General features: G+C 72.3%; 22 protein-coding genes and 1 pseudogene. 15 read left to right on the top strand and 8 right to left on the bottom strand.

Annotated features, from left to right (window positions below; all coding sequences use genetic code 11):
* The coding region (locus VIB11_RS16200) for a sugar ABC transporter permease (RefSeq protein WP_332032595.1) at positions 1-1034 on the top strand (1034 nt) is incomplete at its 5' end.
* Positions 1031-1960 (top strand): carbohydrate ABC transporter permease, encoded by a 930-nt coding sequence (locus VIB11_RS16195; protein ID WP_332032593.1) that lies wholly within the window; start codon positions 1031-1033, stop codon positions 1958-1960. The genes VIB11_RS16200 and VIB11_RS16195, both read left to right, overlap by 4 nt.
* On the opposite strand, the gene VIB11_RS16190 is transcribed toward VIB11_RS16195, so the two are convergent.
* The 4 genes from VIB11_RS16190 to VIB11_RS16175 are packed head-to-tail and all read right to left on the bottom strand — an operon-like array spanning position 1957 to position 7023.
* Entirely contained in the window at positions 1957-2916 is a 960-nt protein-coding gene (locus VIB11_RS16190; RefSeq protein WP_332032591.1) for a sucrase ferredoxin, read from the bottom strand. The genes VIB11_RS16195 and VIB11_RS16190 overlap by 4 nt on opposite strands.
* Positions 2913-5384 carry a DNA topoisomerase IV subunit A gene (locus VIB11_RS16185; protein WP_332032589.1) on the bottom strand — a complete coding sequence of 824 codons (2472 nt, stop codon included), beginning with the start codon at positions 5382-5384 and terminating at the stop codon, positions 2913-2915. The genes VIB11_RS16190 and VIB11_RS16185 overlap by 4 nt, the downstream gene beginning before the upstream one ends.
* A gap of 49 nt (positions 5385-5433) precedes the next feature.
* Positions 5434-6057, bottom strand: a complete 624-nt coding sequence (locus tag VIB11_RS16180; RefSeq protein WP_332032587.1) for a nitroreductase family protein — start codon at positions 6055-6057, stop codon at positions 5434-5436.
* A gap of 33 nt (positions 6058-6090) precedes the next feature.
* Positions 6091-7023 (bottom strand): polysaccharide deacetylase family protein, encoded by a 933-nt coding sequence (locus VIB11_RS16175; protein ID WP_332032585.1) that lies wholly within the window; start codon positions 7021-7023, stop codon positions 6091-6093.
* Between the two features lie 132 nt (positions 7024-7155).
* Between VIB11_RS16175 and VIB11_RS16170 the strand changes: the two genes are divergently transcribed.
* From VIB11_RS16170 to VIB11_RS16155, 4 genes are read left to right on the top strand one after another with little or no spacing between them, the layout of a single operon-like run.
* Positions 7156-9825, top strand: a complete 2670-nt coding sequence (locus VIB11_RS16170; protein ID WP_332032583.1) for a GNAT family N-acetyltransferase — start codon at positions 7156-7158, stop codon at positions 9823-9825.
* Positions 9826-9831: 6 nt separating this feature from the next.
* Positions 9832-10446, top strand: a complete 615-nt coding sequence (locus VIB11_RS16165) for a DUF5998 family protein (RefSeq protein WP_414695868.1) — start codon at positions 9832-9834, stop codon at positions 10444-10446.
* 13 nt (positions 10447-10459) lie between these two features.
* Positions 10460-11608, top strand: coding sequence for a nucleotide pyrophosphatase/phosphodiesterase family protein (locus tag VIB11_RS16160; protein ID WP_332032580.1), 1149 nt, complete (start codon positions 10460-10462; stop codon positions 11606-11608).
* Between the two features lie 11 nt (positions 11609-11619).
* Entirely contained in the window at positions 11620-12294 is a 675-nt protein-coding gene (locus VIB11_RS16155; protein WP_332032578.1) for a thymidine kinase, read from the top strand.
* 107 nt (positions 12295-12401) lie between these two features.
* Here VIB11_RS16155 and sepH read toward each other — a convergent pair whose 3' ends face one another.
* The gene (gene sepH, locus VIB11_RS16150; protein WP_332032576.1) at positions 12402-13709 is read right to left on the bottom strand and encodes a septation protein SepH; all 1308 of its coding nucleotides are present in this window, start codon (positions 13707-13709) and stop codon (positions 12402-12404) included.
* 95 nt (positions 13710-13804) lie between these two features.
* On the opposite strand from sepH, the gene VIB11_RS16145 reads away from it, so the two are divergent.
* From VIB11_RS16145 to VIB11_RS16135, 3 genes are read left to right on the top strand one after another with little or no spacing between them, the layout of a single operon-like run.
* Positions 13805-14440, top strand: coding sequence for a trimeric intracellular cation channel family protein (locus VIB11_RS16145; protein WP_332032574.1), 636 nt, complete (start codon positions 13805-13807; stop codon positions 14438-14440).
* Positions 14437-15561, top strand: a complete 1125-nt coding sequence (locus tag VIB11_RS16140; RefSeq protein WP_332032572.1) for a ferrochelatase — start codon at positions 14437-14439, stop codon at positions 15559-15561. Before VIB11_RS16145 ends, VIB11_RS16140 begins: the two co-directional genes overlap by 4 nt.
* Before the next feature lie 2 nt (positions 15562-15563).
* Positions 15564-16436 carry an inositol monophosphatase family protein gene (locus VIB11_RS16135; protein WP_332032571.1) on the top strand — a complete coding sequence of 291 codons (873 nt, stop codon included), beginning with the start codon at positions 15564-15566 and terminating at the stop codon, positions 16434-16436.
* Between the two features lie 112 nt (positions 16437-16548).
* Here VIB11_RS16135 and VIB11_RS16130 read toward each other — a convergent pair whose 3' ends face one another.
* Complete coding sequence (locus VIB11_RS16130; RefSeq protein WP_332032569.1) at positions 16549-16734, bottom strand: hypothetical protein; 186 nt, start codon at positions 16732-16734, stop codon at positions 16549-16551.
* Positions 16735-17092: 358 nt separating this feature from the next.
* Between VIB11_RS16130 and VIB11_RS16125 the strand changes: the two genes are divergently transcribed.
* The 5 genes from VIB11_RS16125 (at position 17093) to VIB11_RS16105 (ending at position 19975) form a co-directional block, all read left to right on the top strand.
* Positions 17093-17392 (top strand): DUF4193 domain-containing protein, encoded by a 300-nt coding sequence (locus VIB11_RS16125; protein WP_332032568.1) that lies wholly within the window; start codon positions 17093-17095, stop codon positions 17390-17392.
* 72 nt (positions 17393-17464) lie between these two features.
* Positions 17465-17959: a dUTP diphosphatase gene (gene dut, locus VIB11_RS16120; RefSeq protein ID WP_332032566.1), complete on the top strand. Its 495-nt coding sequence runs from the start codon at positions 17465-17467 to the stop codon at positions 17957-17959.
* Positions 17956-18807, top strand: a complete 852-nt coding sequence (locus VIB11_RS16115) for a DUF3710 domain-containing protein (RefSeq protein ID WP_332032565.1) — start codon at positions 17956-17958, stop codon at positions 18805-18807. Before dut ends, VIB11_RS16115 begins: the two co-directional genes overlap by 4 nt.
* 9 nt (positions 18808-18816) lie before the next feature.
* Positions 18817-19227 (top strand): OB-fold nucleic acid binding domain-containing protein, encoded by a 411-nt coding sequence (locus VIB11_RS16110; RefSeq protein ID WP_332032563.1) that lies wholly within the window; start codon positions 18817-18819, stop codon positions 19225-19227.
* On the top strand, positions 19217-19975 hold the full coding sequence (locus VIB11_RS16105) for a DUF3159 domain-containing protein (RefSeq protein ID WP_332032561.1): 759 nt from the start codon (positions 19217-19219) through the stop codon (positions 19973-19975). The genes VIB11_RS16110 and VIB11_RS16105 overlap by 11 nt, the downstream gene beginning before the upstream one ends.
* Before the next feature lie 21 nt (positions 19976-19996).
* Here the strand turns inward: VIB11_RS16105 and VIB11_RS16100 are convergent, their stop codons facing one another.
* Complete coding sequence (locus VIB11_RS16100; RefSeq protein ID WP_332032559.1) at positions 19997-20680, bottom strand: TrkA family potassium uptake protein; 684 nt, start codon at positions 20678-20680, stop codon at positions 19997-19999.
* Positions 20681-20703: 23 nt separating this feature from the next.
* Positions 20704-21372: a TrkA family potassium uptake protein gene (locus VIB11_RS16095; protein WP_332032557.1), complete on the bottom strand. Its 669-nt coding sequence runs from the start codon at positions 21370-21372 to the stop codon at positions 20704-20706.
* A gap of 116 nt (positions 21373-21488) precedes the next feature.
* Between VIB11_RS16095 and VIB11_RS16090 the strand changes: the two are divergent.
* Positions 21489-21751, top strand: a pseudogene (locus VIB11_RS16090) (DNA-binding protein); the annotation flags it as partial.

Below are 21751 nucleotides of genomic sequence, written 5' to 3'. Positions count from 1 at the left end.
GTACCCCCCGACGACGGTCCCGTCAGGAGGTTGTCTGCGTGGACATCGACATCGTCATCAAGCTGATCAACGCGCTCCTCGCCGTCGTCCTCGGCGTGCTCGGTGCCCTACTCCTCTACTGGCTCCTCAACAAGATCGTCGAGAGACTGCCCAACAGGCTCGAGGACAGGGTCAAACCCTGGATCTTCATCGGCCCCGCAGTGCTGCTGGTCGGGCTCTTCCTCATCTACCCAGCCATCCGGACGATCATCCTCAGCTTCGCGAACTCGACCTCGACCGCGTGGGTCGGTACGGAGAACTACACCAACCTCCTGGGGTCCGACAGCTTCCAGCAGGTCCTCATCAACACCCTGCTCTGGATGATCGTGGTCCCCACGATGTCCGTCGCCCTCGGCCTGGTGGTGGCCGTGCTCGCGGACCGGCTGAACCCGCGGAACGAGAAGCTCAGCAAGTCCCTGATCTTCATGCCGATGGCGATCAGCATGGTGGGTGCCGCCGCCATCTGGAAGATCATCTACGAGGCCAAGCCCGCCGGCAGCGAGCAGACCGGGCTGTTGAACGCGATCTGGGTGGGACTCGGTGGCGAGCCCCAGGCGTGGCTGCAGTTCAGCCAGCTCCGGATCAACAGCCTGCTGCTCATGGTGATCCTCATCTGGCTGCAGGCCGGCTTCTGCATGGTCCTGCTGTCGGCAGCGATCAAGGGGGTGCCCGAGGACACCATCGAGGCCGGTCGCATCGATGGTGCCAGCGAGCTGGCCATCTTCTTCCGGATCGTCGTACCGCAGATCTGGCCCACGGTGATCACGGTCTTCGTGACGGTGCTCATCGGCGTCATGAAGGTCTTCGACATCGTCTACGTGATGACCGGCGGAAACTTCAACACGGACATCGTGGGCAACCGGTTCTTCAGCGAGCTGTTCACCAATGGCAACGCCGGCAACGCGGCCGCCATCGTGGTGATGCTCATGATCGCCATCGTGCCCTTCATGGTCTACCAAGTGCGGCAGTTCCGCAGGCAGGAGGTCGAGCGATGAGCACCCCCACCGAGACCGCCCCGGCAACCGGACTGCAGACCCGCAGCCGGCGCAGGGCGACCAAGGTCGCGGCCGACAAGGGGAAGAAGCCCAACCTCATCATCACGACCGTGATGGTGCTGCTGTGCATCGCCTGGGTCCTGCCCACGTTCGGCCTCTTCGTGACGTCACTGCGTCCGGAGGAGGACATCAACTCCTCGGGCTGGTGGACTGCCTTTGCCAACCCGCTCTCGGCGACGACGTGGACCTTGGAGAACTACCAGGGCGTGTGGAGCGGGGGCCAGACGCCGATCAACATCTCGTTCGTCAACAGCCTGGCCGTCGCCATCCCGGCGACCGTCCTGCCGATCATGGTGGCCGCCTTCGCCGCCTACGCCTTCACCTTCATGGAGTTCCCGGGCCGGGACTGGATCTTTATCGCCTTCGTGGCGCTGCTGGTCGTGCCCAACCAGGTCGCGCTCGTGCCGCTGCTCCAGTTCTACGGCCAGATCGGGCTCACGGGCACCTTCCCAGCGGTCTGGCTCGCCCATTCCGGCTTCGGTATGCCCCTGGCGGTCTACATCCTGCGCAACTACATGGCCACGTTGCCGCGGGCGGTGATCGAGTCGGCGAAGATCGACGGCGCCAGCCACTTCGTCACCTTCTGGCGGCTCATCGTGCCGATGTCGGTCCCGGCGTTGGTGTCGTTCGCGATCTTCCAGTTCCTGTGGGTGTGGAACGACCTGCTCGTCGCGCTGGTCTTCCTCGGCTCCGGCGAGAACATGGTGCTCACGGTCAACATCAAGGGGCTGGTCGGGCAGCAGGGCCAGGGCGCCAACCTGCTCACCGCGGGCGCGTTCATCAGCATGGTCATCCCGCTCCTCGTGTTCGTCAGCCTGCAGCGCTACTTCGTCCGTGGCATGACATCGGGCGCGGTGAAGGGCTAGCCGCTCACCCGCCACGCGACGACCGGCACGGCGGGCTTGCCGCAGGACTCCGGCAGGCCCGCCGCGGCCGCTGCCGCGCGCTCGGCCGTCACGGTCCACGAGCGACCGTCGCGATGACGCACCGTGCAGCGACCGCCCGCGTCCGGCCCCGTCGTGGCCAGCGCGGTGAGGTCGGTGACGTCGTGCTCGACGCGAACCCAGGACTCGGCCGCCTGGGCCGCCGGTTCCAGGGCACTGCGGCCTCGGTCGTGGCGCGGGCCGAGGGCACGGGCCGGGAGGTGGCCGTCGCCGGCAGCCGCCAGGACGTCCACGCAGAGCTCGGTGTCCAGGCGGGCGAGGGTGGCGCCGAAGGGAAGGAGGACACCCGTGGGGGCGAAGCGGTGGCCCCCGGTGTGGGAGCTCTCCCAGACACGGCCGGGCGTGGCGTCGGCGGCGCCGAGGGCCACCGGCCGGCCGCGCACCGCACAGCAGACGTCACGACGTCCGTTGGTGCACACCAGCAGCACCGGCTCCGCCGCGACGGCCTGCGGCAGGCTGGCCCGCACCCCAGCGCTGTCGCCTGCCGCGAGCGCGTCGAGGTCCACCGACGCGAGGGCGTCGAGGGTGACCTCCCGCGCGACGAGCAGCCAGGGCCGCGGGCCGGAGAAGGCGAGGTATGCCGTGCGCCCGCCGCCGTGGTGGACGTCAGGGTGAGGCCCGGGAGCCCTGAGCAGGGCGAGCCGCCCGCCTCGTCGCGTGCACTGCTCGTCGAGCTGGCGGCCGACCTCGACCGGCAGGTGGGACTCCGTGGCGGCGTTGCGGCCCCAGGGGCCGGCCTGCTCGACCGCGATCCAGAACAGGGCGCGGGCCGCCGTGCCGTAGGCGCTGACGCCCGCGCTGTCGAAGCGCACCGAGCAGGCGTCCGGTGCGCTGGCGCCCTGGCCGGCGGACGGCCGGGCGGAGCGGCCGAGGGTCACCCGTGGGCCGTCGCCGGCCCGGCGATGCGGGCGATCGTGGCCGTGGCGGGCGTGCCCGAGCCGTCACGTCGACCCTCCGCAGGCGGCAGGTCGAGCGCGACGCCGTTGGCCGCAGCAGCGCGTGCCGGCGTCGCGCCGGCCCAGGCGAGGACCAGCGTGTCCTCACCCTTGAGGAACCGGTGGCAGCGCACGCCGCCGGTGGCGCGCCCCTTGGCCGGGTACTCGGCATACGGGGTCACCTTCAGCGAGCCGGCCTCGGTGCCGGGGAGCGCGCCCGAGGAGCCTGCCGACGTCACCACGACGGCCTCGGAGCCGGGGTCGACAGCCCCGAAGAAGGCCACGCGCTGCCCGGCGGTGAGCTTGATGCCGGCGATGCCGCCGCCTGCCCGGCCCTGGGGCCGGACGTTGGCGGCGGGGAACCGCAGGAGCTGCGCGTCGCTGGTGATGAACACGAGGTCCTCGACCGGGTCCGGGCTGCCGGGGCGCAGCTCCACCGCGCCGACGACCTCGTCGCCGTCCTTGAGCGAGACGACCTCGAAGTCGGCCCGGCCCGGGTAGTCGGTCGTCACGCGCTTGACGACGCCGGCGGCGGTGCCGAGCGCGAGGCCGCCGGACTCGGCGTCGAGGGAGACGATGGTCAGCGGCTCCTCCCCGGCGGGCAGGTCGACGTAGGCCGCCAGCGGCGCCCCGCCGGAGAGGCTGGGGGAGCCGTTGGTGGGCGGCAGGGTCGGCAGCTCCAGCGCCGACAGCCGGACCATCCGGCCGCGGGAGGTGACCAGCCCGACCTCCCCGCGCGCGGTGGTCCGCACGGCCCCGACGAGGACGTCGTGCTTGGACCGCGAGCCGTCGGCGGTGACCGGGTCGGCGTTCGTGGTGCGGGCGAGCAGCCCGGTGGAGGAGAGCAGCACCCAGCACGGGTCGTCGGCGACCTCCAGGGGGGTGGCCGCGGAGACCGGGCTGCCCGCGGACTCGAGCAGGACGGTCCGTCGCGGGGTGCCGTGCGCCTTCGCCACCTCGGCGAGCTCGGAGGACACGGTCCTCATCAGGAGCTTCTCGTCACCGAGGATCGCCTCGAGCTCCTCGATCTGCCGCTCGAGCTCGGACTTCTCGTTCTCGAGCTCGATCTTGGAGAACTTGGTGAGGCGGCGCAGCTGGAGGTCGAGGATGTAGGTGGCCTGCGGGTCCGAGAGGTCGAAGACGTCCATGAGCCGGGCCTTCGCGGCGCCCGCGTCGTCGGAGGAGCGGATGACCTGGATGACCTCGTCGATGTCGAGGATGGCGATGAGCAGACCCTCGACGAGGTGCAGGCGGTCCTTGCGCTTGCGCAGCCGGAACTCGCTGCGACGGCGCACGACGTCGGTGCGGACGTCGACGTAGACGCGCAGCAGGTCCTTCAGGCCGAGGGTGCGCGGCTGGCCCTCGACGAGCGCGACGTTGTTGATGGAGAAGGAGTCCTCCATCGGCGTCAGCTTGTACAGCTGCTCGAGGACGGCCTCGGGGTTGAAGCCGTTCTTGACCTCGATGACGAGGCGGAGTCCGTGCTTGCGGTCGGTGAGGTCCTTGACGTCCGAGATGCCCTGCAGCTTCTTGGACTGCACGTTGTCCTTGATCTTCTCGATGACCTTCTCGGGCCCGACGAGGTAGGGCAGCTCGGTGACGACGATGCCCATGCGGCGCGGGGTGATCTTCTCGATCCGCGTGGTGGCCCGGGTGCGGAACGAGCCCTTGCCGGTGAGGTAGGCGTCGCGGATGCCGTCGAGGCCGACGATCTTGCCGCCGAGCGGGAGGTCCGGGCCCGGGACGAACTTCATGAGGTCGTCGAGCGAGCAGCTCGGGTGCGCGATGAGGTGCCGCGCGGCGCCGATCACCTCGACGAGGTTGTGCGGCGCCATGTTGGTGGCCATGCCGACGGCGATGCCGCTGGCCCCGTTGACCAGGAGGTTCGGGAACGCGGCGGGGAGCACGGCCGGCTGCAGCAGCTGGTCGTCGTAGTTGGGGATGTAGTCGACGGTGTCCTCGTCGAGGCTGGCCGTCATGAGGAGCGCGGCGGGGGCCAGGCGTGCCTCGGTGTACCGCGAGGCGGCCGGGCCGTCGTCCAGGGAGCCGAAGTTGCCGTGCCCGTCGACCAGCGGCAGCCGCATCGTGAAGGGCTGTGCCATGCGGACCAGCGCGTCGTAGATGGCCGAGTCGCCGTGCGGGTGGTACTTGCCCATCACGTCGCCCACGACGCGCGAGGACTTCACGTGGCCGCGGTCGGGTCGCAGGCCCATCTCTCCCATGGAGAAGAGGATCCGGCGCTGCACCGGCTTGAGGCCGTCACGGGCGTCGGGGAGGGCGCGGGAGTAGATCACCGAGTAGGCGTACTCGAGGAACGCCCCCTGCATCTCCTCCTCGACGTCGATGTCGACGATCTTCTCGGAGAAGTCCGCGGTGTCCGACGAAGGCGTGGAGGCGGTGCGGCGGGCCATGCTCGGTGGTTCTCCTGGGGCAGGGTGCGGGCGAACACCCCATCTTCGCCTACGGCGTGCTCGGCCCTGCCACCGACTCGCCGAACCCGCCCCAGTGCACGACCTCGTCCAGCGGGCGGCGGCCGCGGCGCAGGCTGGGGCTCCTCACTCGCCGTGCCTCGTGCCCGAGGGCGACGACGCCGACGAGGCGGTGGGAGCCCGGTATGCCGAGGGCACGCCGGACCGCTGCGTGGGCGGGTGCGGGGACGCCGAAGAACAGGGCTCCCAGCCCCTCGTCGACGGCCGCCAGCAGGGCGAGCACGGCGGCCATGCCGGTGTCGACGTCCCAGTAGGGGATCGGCCAGCGGGACAGGTCCCTGTCGGTCCAGCCCTTGTCGGGCTCGGCGTAGCGGTCGAGGTAGGCCTGCGGGTTGGAGCAGCACACGATGAGGACCGGTGCGGCGCTCACGCCGCGCATCCAGGCGTCGGTCTCCCGGTCGGCTGTGGCCGCCCAGAAGTGGCGGCGCTGGTCGGCCGTGTCGAGGACCACGAAGTCCCAGCCCTGCGTGAAGCCCGCGCTGGGCGCCCGGGTCGCCGTGGTCAGGACGCGCACCACGGCCTCGCGGTCGACGGGCCGGTCGGGGTCGAAACGGCGGACCATGCGTCGGCGGCGGACGACCTCACTGAGCTCCACGGCGGCATTCTCCTCCCAGCGGGCGCCGGCCGCTCAGCCGAGCAGCCACGCGAGCGTGGTGAACGAGTAGCCGTGCGCGCGGTAGCCCGCGATGACCCGTGGCAGCGCGGCCGCGTCGAGCGTGGTGCCGTCGTCGGGGTTGGCGCCGAGGTGCATCAGCACGATCTGGCCGGGCGCCCGGGCCCCCAGCACCCTGGCGACGACCGCGTCGACGCTCATCCCGCCCGAGGTACCCTTCCAGCCGAGGGAGTCGGTGGTCCAGCCGATGGCTCCGTACCCCGCCCCGTTGACCAGCTCCAGGGTGCGGGCGTCGTAGGCGCCGAAGGGGAAGCGGAAGAACGGGTGCGGGTCCTGCCCGGTGGTGCCGACGATCGCCGAGTGGGTCCTGGCCAGCTCCTGGGTGATGGCGCCGGCGCTGAGCGTGGTGAGGTCTGCGTGGCTCCAGCTGTGGTTCCCGACGGGGCCCAGGCCGGCCAGCGCGCGGGTGGTGCCGGGGTTGGTGGTCGCGAAGGTGCCCGTCACGAAGAACGAGGCCGGCACCGCCTCCCTGCGCAGCGTGGCCAGGATGGAGCCCGCGCCCTGCGCGCCGGCTCCGCCGTCGAAGGTCAGCGCGACCACCGGGCTCGTGGTCGGCAGCCTCGTGACGACGGTGCCGCGCAGGGCGGCGGGGAGCGTCGTGGGGGAGGGGTGAGCAGTGGTCGTCGACGGGCGCGGGGTGGCCGGGTGCGGGCGAGGCGCGGTGGTGGCTCCCGGGCGCGTGGACGTGGGCGCCGGGCCGGGCGTGGTCGACGTCGAGGTCGTGGCGGGAGGGGACGTACCCGTGGGCGGCCGGGCGTCCGTGGGCGCGCCGGCCGTGGTCACGCCCGAGGTGGCCGGAGCCGCGCCCTGGCGGTCCGGGCCCTCACCGCCACACGCGGCCAGGGTCAGCAGCGCCGCAGTCGCAGCCGCCGTGCACCACGACCTCATACCCCATGCTCACGGCTCGCAGGGGCCGTGCGTCAGAGCCCAAGGTCCCTCAGCGGCGGCTCTCCCACGCGGCGTCGACACAGCCTCAGGGGTCCGGCCCTGCCGGCCCCGATGTCATGACATTCTGGGGCCATGACGGACGCCGAGCTGCCTCCCGGCTACCCGGTGCAGTGGGAGGCCGACGTCGTGCTCCGCGACGGCTCCGTGGCGCACATCAGGCCCATCACGCCCGCCGACGCGGACCGGGTGCGGCGCTTCCACGCCGGCCAGTCCGACGAGTCGATCTACATGCGCTTCTTCGCGCCCCTGCGCCAGCTGAGCGACCGCGACGTCACCCGGTTCACCAACGTCGACTACGTCGACCGGGTGGCCCTGGTGGCCACGGTCCGCGACGAGATCGTCGGCATCGGCCGCTACGACCGCCTCAACGCGCGGTCGGCCGAGGTGGCGTTCAACATCTCCGACGCGTTCCAGGGCCGCGGCGTGGGCTCGGTGCTCCTCGAGCACCTGGCGGTGATCGCGCAGGAGCTGGGCGTCAGCGAGTTCGTCGCCGAGGTGCTGCCGCAGAACCGCAAGATGCTCTCGGTCTTCACCGACGCCGGCTACGAGGTCGACCGGCACATCGAGGACGGCATCGTCTCGGTCCGCTTCGAGATCAGGCCGACCGAGCGCTCCGAGGCGGTGCGGCTCTCGCGCGAGCACCGCGCCGAGGCGGTGAGCATGCACGCGGTGCTCTTCCCGGAGAGCATCGCGGTCGTCGGCGCCAGCCGGCGGAGAGAGTCGATCGGCCACCAGATCCTCGAGAACATCCTCGCCGCCGGGTTCACCGGGGCGGTGTACGCGGTCAACAACGAGGCCGTGGAGGTGTGCGGGCTCACCTCCCACGCGCGGGTCAACGAGATCCCCGGCCACGTCGACCTCGCGGTGGTGGCCGTGCCGGCCTCGCAGGTGCTCGACGTCGTCACCGACTGCGCCGAGGCGGGCGTGAGGACGCTGCTCGTCGTCTCTGCCGGGTTCGCGGAGGCCGGCCCCGCGGGCCAGGAGCTGCAGAGCCGGCTGCTCCACGCGGCGCGCGGGGCGGGTATGCGTGTCATCGGGCCCAACTCGTTCGGCGTCATCAACAACCATGCGGACGTCCGGCTCAACGCCTCGCTCGCGCCCGAGCTGCCCCCGCCGGGCCACCTCGGCCTGTTCTCGCAGAGCGGCGCGCTCGGCATCGCCGTCCTCGCGTCCGCGGCCCGCCGCAACCTCGGCATCTCGGTGTTCGCGTCCGCCGGCAACCGCGTCGACGTCTCCGGCAACGACCTGATGCAGTACTGGATCGACGACCAGGACACCCACGCCGTCGGGCTCTACCTCGAGTCCATGGGCAACCCGCGCAAGTTCTCCCGCATCGCGCGCCGCCTCGCTGCCACGAAACCGGTCATCGTGGTCAAGTCGGGCGTGAGCTCCTACGGCGTCCCTCCCGGGCACCGCGCCCGGCCGACGCGGGTCAGGCCGCAGGCCTTCGACGCCATGCTCCGCCAGGCGGGTGTGATCCGCGTCGAGAACGTCCACCAGATGTTCGACGTCGCCCAGCTCGTCGTGCACCAGCCGCTGCCGCAGGGCAACCGCGTGGCGATCGTCGGCAACTCCGACGCGCTCGGGGCCCTCACGGCGGAGGCCTGCGTCAGCTGGGGCCTGGAAGTGACGCACGGCCCGGTGTCCCTGCCCTCGGAGGCCCGTGGCGAGGAGTTCTCGGAGGCCCTCGCCAAGGCCTTCGCCGACGAGTCCGTCGACTCGGTCGTCACCTGCTTCATCCCGCCGCTCGTCACGCCCGACCAGGACGTCGCGATCGCGGTTCGGGAGGCCGCCCTGACGTCCGAGAAACCGTGTCTCGCAACCCTGCTCGGCATGCGGGGCGTGTCGGAGAAGCTGTCCCACTCCCCAGAGGACCCCGACTGGAGGCGGGAGGTCGTCCCCGCCTACGCGATGCCCGAGGACGCCGTTCGCGCACTGGCCGCGGCGACCAGGTATGCCGAGTGGCTGGCCCGCGACCGAGGGGTGCCGGTGATGCCCTCCGGGATCGACCGTGCAGCCGCCGAGGCGATCGTGACCGCAGCGCTCCACACCCACCCGGACGGCCGGAAGCTGAACCCCGAGGAGGTCACCGGCCTGCTGGCGGCGTACGGGATCACCGTGTGGCCGAGCGTCCCCGTGCGGACCGTCGAGGAGGCCGTCGCCGCGGCGGAGTCGATGGGCTACCCCGTCGTCATCAAGTCCGTGGCACCCCTGCTGCGCCACCAGCCGGGCCTCAGCGGCATCCGGGTGGACCTCGGGACCGAGGAGGCGCTGCGGGCGGCCTTCGCCGGCCTCAACGACCGACTGGCCCCGTTGGCCGCCAACGCCTTCGTCGTGCAGAAGATGGCGACGCCCGGTGTCTCCTGCGTGGTGCGCAGCGACGAGGATCCCCTCTTCGGCCCCGTGGTGAGCTTCAGCGTCGCCGGGCCCCCGACCGAGCTGCTCGGGGACATCGGGCACCGCATCCCGCCGCTGACGGACGTCGACGTCTCCGACCTGATCTCGTCGGTCAAGGCGGCGCCCATGCTGCACGGCCACCGCGGGGCGGCTCCCGTCCACCGCGCGGCCCTCGCGGACCTCATCGCCCGGGTCTCGGTGCTGGCCGACAACCTCCCCGAGGTCGCGACGCTGGTGCTCAACCCGGTCAACGCACACCCCGGCGGGGTCGACGTCCTGGGGGCGGACGTCACCGTGGCGCCGCCTCCGCGGCGCAAGGACCCGGGACGCCGCTCGCTGACCTAGGGCAAGATGGCCCATATGGGCTCCACCTCATCTGACCGCGCGGTCGCTCCCGCCGCACCGCTCCCCGCCGACCTGACGCGGTCGATCGAGCGGGCCGGCTACTACCCGGCCCTCGTCGCCGACGTCGTGCAGGCGGCGCTCGCCGGCGAGCAGGCGGTGTCCCACCTGGTCCACCAGGAGACGACGTTCGACCACGACGTGGTCCGCCGGCACATCACCGTGTTGGTGCTCACCTCCAGCCGCCTGGTCATCGCGCACGCCGACGACCACGCCGACGAGCGCACCGGCCACGAGGAGGTGGCCACCGCCACCACGGAGAGCATCCCCCTCGGCGCGGTCCGCGGCGTCATGCTCACCCACGTGGTGGCCAACCCGCAGGACTACCGCCCGGGCTCCCTGGGCCGGGAGATCACCCTCACCCTCGGCTGGGGAGCCGTCAGCCGCATCGACCTGCTCCCGGCAACGTGCGCCGACCCGAACTGCGACGCCGACCACGGCTTCGAGGGCACGGTCTCCTCCGACGACATCTCGCTGCGGATCAGCGCTGACGCCGAGGGCGAGGCGGCGCTGCGGCAGGCCCTGGCCTTCGCGCACGCCCTCTCGGCCAGCATCGGCCGCTAGGCGCCCGGCGACCATGCCCCACGAGGGACTCCTCGAGCCCCGCTACGACGCCGCCGGTCTGGCCGGTGTGCTGCCCGGTGTCGCTGCCAGCCTGGGCGTCTCGTCCCTCGACGGCGTCGACGCCGTTCCCATGCGACCCGCCCGGCGGGCCGTCGTCGTGCTGGTCGACGGCCTCGGCTACGAGCTCGTGCGACGCCGCGGCGGCCACGCGCCGTTCCTGCGCTCGCTGTTGCCCGCGGCATACCGGATCACCGCCGGGTTCCCCTCCACCACGGCGACCTCGATGGGGACCTTCGGCACCGGGCTGCCCCCGGGTGCCCACGGGCTGCTCGGCTACGAGGTGCTGGTGCCGGGTGAGGACCGCCTGCTCAACGAGCTCTCCTGGGAGGACGGGCCGGACCCGCTGGCCTGGCAGTCCCAGCCGACGGTCTTCGAGGCCGCGGCGGCGGACGGCGTGGCGGTGACGCGCATCGGTCCCGGCTTCTTCGACGGCTCCGGGCTCACCAGGGCAGCCCTGCGGGGTGGCCGGTTCCGCGCCGCCGACAGCCTCGCCGCCCGGGTCGACGCATCCCTCATGGCCGTCCGGGCCGACCGGCGCGCGCTGGTCTACCTCTACTGGGGCGAGCTCGACAAGGTCGGGCACGTCCACGGCTGCCAGTCCTGGGAGTGGGGCGACGAGCTGGAGGCGATCGACGCCGAGCTGGCCCGGCTGGTGCGCTCCGTCCCGTCGGACACCGCGGTCTACATCACCGCCGACCACGGGATGGTGGACGCGCCCCATGCGCTGCGCATCGACATCGCCCACGATGCCGAGCTCGCTGCCGGCATCCGGCACGTCGGGGGAGAGCCGCGCTCGCTCCAGCTCTACTGCGAGGAGGGCGCCGAGGCCGACGTCATGGCCACCTGGACCGAGCGAGTCGGCCAGCGGGCCTGGATCCGGTCCCGCGCGGACGCGGTCCGTGAGGGCTGGTTCGGCCCGGTGAGCGAGGCGAACCTGCCGCGCATCGGCAACATCCTCGTGGCGGCCCGCGACAACTTCGCGATCGTCGACTCCCGGCACTGGCGTCCCCAGCTGCTCGCGCTCCTCGGGATGCACGGCTCGCTGACCCCTGACGAGGCCGCGGTCCCGCTGTTCCACATCCCCGCGCGCGACAGCGCCTAAGGTGTCCCCTCGTGGCTGAGCTCGTCTTCTTCTCCGGCACCATGGACTGCGGCAAGTCCACCCTTGCGCTCCAGATGGACCACAACCACCGCGCCCGCGGCCGGTCGGGGCTCATCTACACCAAGATGGACCGCATGGGCGAGTCCGTCCTCTCCTCGCGCCTCGGCCTGTCCACCGACGCGGGCGAGGTCACCGACGACGTCGACTTCTGGGATGCCGTCGTCGAGTACGCCACCGCCGGGCACCGGGTCGACTACCTCATCTGCGACGAGGCCCAGTTCTACACCCCGGGCCAGGTGGAGCAGCTGGCCAAGATCGTCGACGAGATGGGCATCGACGTCTTCGCCTTCGGGATCACGGCGGACTTCCGGACCCAGCTCTTCCCCGGCTCGCGCCGCATGATCGAGCTGGCCGACCGGGTGCAGGTGCTGCAGGTCGAGGCGCTGTGCTGGTGCGGCCGCCGCGCCACCCACAACGCCCGCGTCGTCGACGGCGTGATGGTCGTCGAGGGCGAGCAGGTGGTCGTCGGCGACACGAAGCCCGGTCAGGCCGGGCTCGTGGAGTACGAGGTGCTCTGCCGTCGCCACTTCATGCGCCGGATGAACTCCGCCGCCGCCCGCGCCGCCGCGACCTCGCCCGACACCCTGCCGTTCGACCTCGACCTCTGCCCGGTCCCGCCCTGCTGACGGTCCCGCCCTGCTGACGGTCGCTTCCTGCTGACGGCGCGCCTCCACGGTGGGCGGTGAGCCCGGGGACTGCGGAGGTGTACCGCGAGGTGCCCCGCGGCGCGTGCTCAGTCGCGGGGCTTGGCCCCGAACATGACGTCGTCCCAGCTGGGGACGCTCGGACGGCCACTGCGCCGCGCGGGACGCGCCGGCGCGGTGGTGGTGGCCTCCGGCTCACGGGGCCGGGAGTCGCCCACCTCGTCCTCGGACTCGTCGCCCGACCCGGAGCCGCCCCGCCGCGGGGCCTCCGCCTCGGTGTCGGCGTCTACGCCCGGCTGGGTGTCCGGCTGGGTGTCCGGCTGCGAGTCCGGCAGCGTGTCCGGCTCGGTCTCCTCCGCCCCTGTCGCGTCGACGGCAGCGGTGGCCGCGTCCACGTCGGGCGTGGTGGCGTCGGCCGCGGGGAGCACGTCGTCGCCCACGTCGTCGCCCACCTCGTGCCTGGGCGCGGCATCGGAGGGGTGGGTGCCGCGGGCCGGCGGTGGCGGCGGCATCGTCTCGGGGTCGTAGGCGATGTCCTCCAGCGGAAGGGCGTCGTCGCGGGGCGCGTCGTCGACCGGCGTCTTGGTTGCGGGGGCCTTGCGGCGGCTGCCGCGCTTCCCACGAGCCGAAGCCCGCTCGCGCATCGCCGTCATGAGGTCCACGGGCTCCTGGGCCGGACGCTCGCCTGCCGGAGCCTCGGGGGAGGTCTTGCGTCGGGCGCTCGCGGACACGCCGCCCTCGGCCTCGACGTCGTAGACCGTCGTGGCCCGGACCGGCGCCGAGACGAGGTGCGGCGCGGGGATCGGGGTCTGCGCGCCGCTCGAGTCGTCCTCGCTCAGCCAGCGAGCCTCGTCGTCGATGGCGGTCACCGTGCGGGCCGGGACGTCGAAGAGCCAGCGGGCCTGGCGCTGACGCCCGCCGGCGGGGAAGGTCAGGATGACGGTCCAGGCGCCCTCGTCGTCACGGGCGGAGTCCCACTCCACGACTGCCGGGTCGACGCCGCGGCCCGAGAGTCGCTGGCCGACGCGGGCGGCGAGGGTCGGGGCCGAGCCCTGGCTGCCGCCTCGCCCGCGCAGCGTGACGGTGCGGGCCAGGCCGGCGACGTGCTCGCGCTCGGCCAGGACGGGGCCCTCGTAGCGGCGGACCTTCTCCACCGGCCAGCCCGAGCGCTCGGCGACCTCCTCGGCAGACGCGCCGGCTCGGATCAGGGACTGGACCTCTCGGGGGCGCATGCTGCCGTCCATCTCGATCTGGAGCTGACCCAGACGGGGGCGGTCCCGCCGGGCGGCAGCGCGGAGGGGCTCGTCGAGGGGGACGCGGTAGCGGTTGCCCTCGGGGTCGGCGAGCAGCAGATGCTGCCCGTCCTCGTGGACACCGATCAAACGCAGGTCCTGCATTGGCCTCTCCCATGTCGCCACACTGGGGACTGACTCTGCCATCTTGCGCCTCCGTGGCGAAAGCGACCACGCCGCGAGGGTATTTTTGGTCCGCGATGCTGACCTTCGACGCGAACCTCCAGCTGGCCCTCGATCTCGTGGGGGTCTTCGTGTTCGCGCTCACCGGCGGGCTCGTCGCCGTCAAGAAGCGGCTCGACCTCTTCGGCGTGCTCGTGCTCGCGGCGACCGCGGCCCTCGGCGGCGGAGTGATGCGCGACGTCCTCATCGGGGACACCCCGCCCGTGGGCATCTCCGACTGGCGGCTCGTGGGGGCGGCAGCGCTCGCCGGCCTCGTGACCTTCCTCTTCCACCCCGGCGTGGCGCGTATCTCGAAGGTCGTGCGCGTCCTCGACGCCGCGGGTCTGGCGACGTTCGCCGTCGGCGGGTCGCTCAAGGCGCTCGGCGCCGGGGTGGACCCGCTCGCCGCGGTCCTGATCGGCGGCATCACGGCCATCGGCGGGGGCATGGTGCGCGACGTGCTGGCCGGCCAGGTGCCCGAGGTGCTCCGCCGCGAGATGTATGCCCTGCCCGCGCTCTTCGGGTCCACACTGATCGTGGCGGCCCACCACTACGACCTCATCAGCACCGCAACCATCTGGGGGTGCGTCGGTCTCGTGTTCGTGATCAGGATGGCCGCTGTCATCCTCGACGTGCACGCACCCAAACCCCTACGGACCGGAGACCTCACGTGACCGAGCCCGCCGCGGACCACCCCCTCGCGCCCTACGACGGCGTCCTGCTGCTCTCCTTCGGTGGCCCCGAGAAGCCGGAGGACGTCCTGCCGTTCCTGCGGACCGTCACGGCGGGCAAGGGCATCCCGGACGAGCGGCTCGAGGAGGTCGGGGAGCACTACTACCGCTTCGGCGGCAGGAGCCCCATCAACGACCAGAACCGCGCGCTGCTGGCGGCGTTGCGCAGCGAGCTCGACCGTCGCGAGATCGACACCCCTCTCGTGTGGGGCAACCGGAACTTCACCCCGTTCACGATCGAGGCCCTGCGCGAGGCGGACGGCGCCGGCATGCGGCGCGTCGTCACGGTCGTCACCAGTGCCTACTCCTCGTACTCCTCGTGCCGGCAGTACCGCGAGGACCTCGCGGCGGCGCAGGCCGAGGCGGCGGACGAGGGCCTCGGCATCGAGATCGACAAGATCCGCCCCTACTTCAACCACCCCGGGTTCTCGCGGGCCAACTCGCGGCTCGTCACCGAGGCCGTGCGCGGCGTGGTCCGCGCCGGGGTCGACGCCGACGGCCTGCGGCTCCTCTTCGTGACGCACTCGGTCCCCACCGCGATGGACGAGACGTCCGGCCCGGGCGACGAGGAGGGGCACTTCTACGCCCGGCAGCACGCCGCGCTCGCGGCAGCGATCACCGACGAGGTCAACGCCACGCTCGACCTCGATGTGGAGGGCGAGCTGGTCTTCTGCTCGCGGTCCGGGCCGCCGAGCCAGCCCTGGCTGGAGCCCGACGTGAACGACCGCCTCGAGGAGCTCGCGGCGCAGGGTGCGACCGCTGTGGTCCTGGCCCCGATCGGCTTCGTCTCGGACCACATGGAGGTCATCTACGACCTCGACACCGAGGCAGCCGCGACTGCGGAACGCCTCGGGCTGCGGATGGTCCGGGTGCCGACCGTCGGCACCGACGCCGAGTTCGTGGCCGGCCTGGTCGACCTGCTCCTCGAGCGGGCCGCCGAGGCCCGCGGCGAGACCCCCGTCCGCCCGACCTGGCCAGGGTCGGACGCTCGTCCCGCGGTGTGCGAGCCGGGGTGCTGCCCGAACCTGCGGACGGCACGCCCCGCGCTCTGTGGGCGGGACTGAGCATGGTCGCCGTACCCGACGCCCTGCCGCTGGAGGAGCTCGAGCAACTGGCCGTCGAGGTCGCCCTCGAGGCGGGAAGGCTCATCGTCGACGAGCGCCCCGCCGAGCTCGGGGTGGCGCACACCAAGTCCAGCGCGACCGACGTTGTCACCGTGATGGACCAGCGCGCGCAGGACCTCATCCGGGGCAGGCTGAGCCGTGCCCGGCCCGGGGACGGCTTCTACGGCGAGGAGGAGGGTGGCTCGGAGGCGACCTCCGAGGTCACCTGGGTGGTCGACCCGATCGACGGCACCGTCAACTACCTCTACCTGATCCCCGCGTATGCCGTGTCCGTGGCGGCCGTGGTCGGGAACCCGCGGGTGCCGGGGGAGTGGGAGCCGGTGGTGGGGGCCGTCGTGGACCCCGAGCGCGGCAGGGTCTTCCGGGCCCGCCGTGGCGGCGGCTCCTGGCTGGAGGCCCCCGGCGCTGGCGCTGTGCGGCTGGGCACCAGCGCCGCCGTCGACCTGAGCCAGGCGCTCGTGGGCACGGGGTTCGGCTACGAGGCGGGCACGCGGTGGTGGCAGACCCGCGTCCTGGCGGAGGTGATCCCGCACATCCGTGACATCCGCCGCTTCGGCAGCGCTGCCCTGGACCTCTGCCACGTGGCGGAGGGGACGCTGGACGCCTACTTCGAACGCGGCCTGAACCCGTGGGACATGGCTGCCGCGGCGCTGGTGGTCACGGAGGCAGGGGGTGTGGTCAGCGGCCTCGGCGGTGAGCCACCCAGCTCGTCGATGGTCCTCGCCGCCCCGGCCGGGCTGCACGCCGCTCTCGGCGGCCGGGTGGCGGAGGGGGTCCGGGCAGCGGACGCCGAGGGGAGCCCCGGCTCGGGCTGAGCCCTGGTGGGGCCGCGGGACGTCGCGGCGGGGCCCCAACACGCGTGATCGCCGGCCCACGGGCCGGCGATCACGGGTTGCGGGGGGTCTGCGCCCGACTGGCGTGACGCCCTCAGGCGGCGGTGTAGCCCGCGAGCTCGGGGATCCTCAGGCCGTGGTCGTCGGCCAGTCGCGCGAGGTTCTCCAGCTCGGCCTGGCGCACCTCGACGAGGTAGTCGTCGCCGTTGGCCTCCGCCTGCTTCAGGGACGTGACCGCGGTGGCAGCACGGTCGCGCATCTCGGCGTGAAACTCGGTCATGGTGCACCTCTTCTCGGATGTTTCGGTCCCGGCTGGCGCAAGGACTCTAAGCGGAAAGACGCCAGCGACGGCATTCCGGTTGCCGATGATTGGGTGAACTGCCGGTAAAGAGGAAGTCAGGACACCGCGCTGACCTGCGGCCCTGTGATCGGATTGTGGTCCTGGTCACACCGGGCGACGAGGGGTGCTCCACCCCCGACCCAGGGGCTACGCACCCCGGCTGATGACGCGGGTTCGTGGATAGGGCACAATCCGCCCGACACAGGGCACAAAAAGTGGACTGCCTGCGTTGACGCAGCAACATGGCCCCCCGCAGGCCGGCACCACCACGACGACACACAAGGGAGCGACAGCGACAATGGCGACTGACTACGACGCGCCGCGCAAGACTGATGATGAGCTGTCCGAGGACTCCATCGAGGAACTGAAGTCCCGTCGGGTCGACAAGAGCGCCTCGAGCGTCGACGTCGACGAGGCAGAGCAGGCCGAGGGCTTCGAGCTCCCCGGCGCGGACCTGAGCGGCGAGGAGCTCTCGGTGCGGGTGCTGCCGCGCCAGGCCGACGAGTTCACCTGCTCCCGGTGCTTCCTCGTGCACCACCGCAGCCAGCTGGCCAAGGAGGTCAACGGGCAGATGGTGTGCACGGAGTGCGCAGCCTGACGGCGGCCCCGCACGCCCGTCGTGCGGGCACGGTGCCGGCCGCGGTGCCGCGCATGGGTAGGGTCAGTCCCCGTGACTGACCCTTCGCGCGTCCAGGTCCAGCTGCGGCGACTGGACCCGGAACTGCCCGCACCGGCATACGCCCACCACGGTGACGCGGGAGCCGATCTCCGCTCGGCCTCGGACGTGACTCTGGCGCCGGGGCAGCGGGCGCTGGTGCCGACGGGCGTGGCGATCGCCCTGCCGGTCGGGTTCGTGGGGCTCGTGCACCCACGGTCGGGGCTGGCGGCACGGCACGGCATCACGATCGTCAACGCCCCCGGCACCGTCGACGCCGGTTACCGCGGGGAGATCCTGGTCAACCTGGTCAACCTCGACCCGCGGGAGCCGTTCACGGTGCGGCGGGGGGACCGGATCGCCCAGCTGGTGGTCCAGGCGGTCGCCCGCGCGGACTTCACCGAGGTCGATTCGCTCTCGGAGACGGCGCGGGGGGAGACTGGGCATGGTGCCAGCGGAGGCTTCGGCGGAGCACCAGACCACACACACGAGGGATTGACGAGGCAGTGAGCATCTTCCGGCGCGGCAAGAAAGAAGAGCAGGCGGGGTCGGCACCCGAGGCGGAGGCGGCCCCCACCGGCCGGCCCGCCGACGACCTCGCCTCGGACGCGGGCGAGGGCACCCCCGCGGTCGCCGAGGAGTCCACCACCGCCGGCGCGGACGAGCAGGCCGGCGCTGAGGCTGCCGGCCTCGGGGAGACCTCTGGCGAGGCCACCACGTCCGGCGCGGGGCCGTACGACTCCGCGGAGGTCCACGACCTCGGTGGTCGGCTGGACCTCGGGTCGCTGTGGGTGGTGGGTGTCCCGGGCATGGAGCTGCGGCTCGAGGTCGAGGAGTCCACCTCCAACGTCGTCGGGGTCACCGCCGTGCTCGAGGACTCCGCGGTGCAGCTGCAGGCCTTCGCCGCCCCCAGGACCATGGGCATCTGGGACGACATCCGCTCGGAGATCGCCGAGTCCATCGTCAGCCAGGGCGGCACCGCCGACGAGGAGCGCGGCGCGCTCGGAACCGAGCTGCGCACGCGCATGCCCTCTGCCGGCCCGGATGGCCGCACCGTCTTCGCGCCGGCGCGGTTCGTGGGCGTCGACGGCCCGCGGTGGTTCCTGCGCGCGGTGTTCTCCGGCCGGGCCGCGATCGACGACGACGCGGCCGCGACGCTCTTCGAGATCGTGCGTGGCACCGTCGTCGTGCGCGGCGACGCGGCCATGGCGCCGCGCGAGCTGCTGCCGCTGCGCCTGCCGCAGGAGGCCGCCGTGCCGGGGGAGCCCGGGGGCGAGGGCGCCGATGACGAGGGGGGCCGCAAGGCCGACGACCTCAAGCCGTTCGAGCGTGGGCCTGAGATCACCGAGATCCGGTAGGAGCCCGGCATGTCATCCCCCAGCGCGACCGATGCCGCCGACGGCAGGCACCGGTCCCTGCTGGCCCGGCTCGGCGAGCGGCTGACCAAGCCCACCCACGAGCTCGAGGCCGACGAGCTGCGCAAGGTCTCCGACCGTCACGGCGGCACCCCGATGTGCGACCTCCAGGACCGCCAGACGGCGACGGTGAGCGGCACCGTGAGGGCGGTGACCCTGCGTCCGCGTGTCAACGTCCCGGCGCTGGTGGTCGACCTCTACGACGGGAGCACCACCATCAACCTCGTGTGGCTGGGCCGGCGCACCATCCGCGGCATCGAACCTGGCACCTACCTGCGGGCCACCGGCCGTGTCACCTTCACGCGCGGCATGCCGACCATCTTCAACCCCGCCTACGAGATCGTGCCCGACCGTGGAGAGTGAGCCCATCGTGACGTCGGCCGTCCCCGCCCATCCGGGGCACCCCGCGCCCACGGTCGAGGAGATCATCCGGCACCGCCTCTCGGCCGCGCTCGGGGGCTGGCGCGGCTCCGTCGAGACCGCCCTGCCGACCTTGGCCTTCGTGGGCGTGTGGACCTGGCGCAAGGACGTCACGCTCGCCGTCACCACCGCAGTCGTGGTCACCGTGGTCCTGGCCGTCCTCCGGCTGGTCCAGCGCCAGAGCCTGCAGTTCGTGCTGTCGGCGGCGTTCGCGACCGCCATCGCCGCCTTCTTCGCCCTGCGCAGCGGACGCGCCGAGGACGCCTTCCTCCCCGGCATCCTGACCAGCGCTGCGTGGGGAGTCGCCACCCTGCTGTCCGTCATGCTGCGCTGGCCGGTGGTCGGTTTCCTGGTCGGCGCGGGTGACCCGCGGATGGCCGAGGACCCGTTTGCGTGGCGTCGCGACCCGGGGCTGGTCCGGGTGTGCCAGCGGCTCACCCTGGTCCTCGTGGTGCTGTATGCCGTGCGCGTGGCGATCATGCTGCCGCTGTACTTCGCCGGCGAGGTCGCCTGGCTCGGTGTGGCCAAGGTCGGTCTCGGCTGGCCGGCGTGGGTGGCCGCGGTCGCCGTCATGGGCGTGATGCTCGTGCGCGGTCGGACGCCGCAGGTCGTCCCCGCGCCCGACAGCGAGGCGACGTGGGAGTGGGGCCACCACCCCCAGGCGGACGAAGGCACAGGCCCGCGCAGCTGACGTGCTCGCCCGAGGGCGCGGCTACTCGTCCTCGCGGGGCACCCGGTGCCCCGGGCTCAGCATCGACTCGAGCTCGTCCTCGTACTCCGGGGTGCTGATGAACAGCAGCTCGTCGTGGGGCTCGAGGCTGTCGTCACGGGTGGGCGCGATGGGGTGGTCCTCGCGGATGATGCCGACGAGCACGGTCTCACCGGGGAAGACCATGTCGCCCACCCGCTTGCCGGCGTAGGGGCTGTCCGCTGGGAGGGTGAGCTCGACCATGGTGGCCTTGCCCTGCTGGAACTGAAAGATCCGCACGAGGTCGCCGACGCTGACGGCCTCCTCGACCAGGGCGGTCATCAGCCGCGGCGTCGACACCGCCACGTCGACGCCCCAGGCCTCGTCGAACATCCACTCGTTCTTGGGGTTGTTGACCCGGGCCACGGTGCGGGGCACGCCGAACTCGGTCTTGGCCAGCAGCGAGACGACGAGGTTGACCTTGTCGTCGCCCGTCGCGGCGACGACGGTGTCGCAGTCGGCGAGCCCGGCCTCGTGGAGGGCGCTGATTTCGCACGCGTCAGCGAGCAGCCAGTTGGCCTCGGGCACCCGGCTGGCCTGGACGTCCTTGGGCTCGCGGTCCATGAGGAGGACCTGGTGGCCGTTGTGCAGCAGCTCGCGGGCGATGGAGCGCCCGACGCTGCCGGCCCCGGCGATGACGACTCGCATGTGTGGTGGGCCCCTTCCTGGGCTCAGGCGTCCGTGCGCTGCGGGACGGCGTCGAGGATGCGCTCGACGCGGGGCAGCTCGTCCGCGAGCGTCGCGATGTGGATGAGGTCGCCCTCCTGGTACACCGTGTCCTGGCCGGGGAGCATGCCGGCGCCGAGCCGGGTCAGGTAGGCGACCCGACCCCCGGAGGCCAGCTCGAGGTCGCTGACCCGGTGACCCACCCAGGCGGGGTTGACCGGAACCTCGGCGAGCACGACGCGGCCGGAGGGGTCGGTGAACTCCGGGACGTGCCCCTGGGGCAACAGCCGTCGCAGCATCTGGTCCGCGGTCCACTTGACCGTCGCCACCGTGGGGATGCCGAGCCGCTGGTAGATCTCCGCGCGTCCGGGGTCGTAGATGCGGGCGACCACGTGCTCGACACCGAAGGTCTCGCGGGCGACCCGAGCCGCGAGGATGTTCGAGTTGTCACCGCTCGACACGGCGGCGAACGCATAGGCCTGCTGGATGCCGGCGTCGACGAGGGTGTCGCGGTCGAAGCCGACCCCGGTGACCCGGCGGCCCTCGAAGCCGGTGCCGAGCCTGCGGAAGGCGGCCTCGTTCTGGTCGATGACGGCGACGTCGTGTCCCTGGCCCTCGAGGCTCAGCGCGAGGGTGGAGCCGACCCGGCCGCAGCCCATGATGACGAAATGCACGACTGCGACGCTACACCGGGCTGGACGCGGTTGCGGCGCATGGTCGGCCCCCGGCCTAGAGTGTCTGCGTGCCAACGTCTGGACGCGTCCTCAAACGCCTTCTCGTCGGTCGGGCCATGCGCAGCGACCGGCTCGGGGAGACCCTCCTACCGAAGAAGCTGGCGCTGCCGGTCTTCGCGAGCGACGCGCTCTCGTCCGTGGCCTACGCCCCCGACGAGATCTTCCTGACGCTGGGGCTCGCAGGTGGGGCGCTGGCGCTCACGGCGTCGTGGCAGATCGCGGTGGCGGTCGTCGTCGTCATGCTCGTTGTCGTCGCGTCCTACCGGCAGAACGTCCATGCCTACCCCTCAGGCGGTGGGGACTACGAGGTGGCGACCAC

Origin of the sequence: Pedococcus sp., from assembly GCF_036554925.1 — a bacterium.
Taxonomy (GTDB): domain Bacteria; phylum Actinomycetota; class Actinomycetes; order Actinomycetales; family Dermatophilaceae; genus Pedococcus_A.
This window is presented reverse-complemented; position numbering and strand designations above follow the sequence as displayed.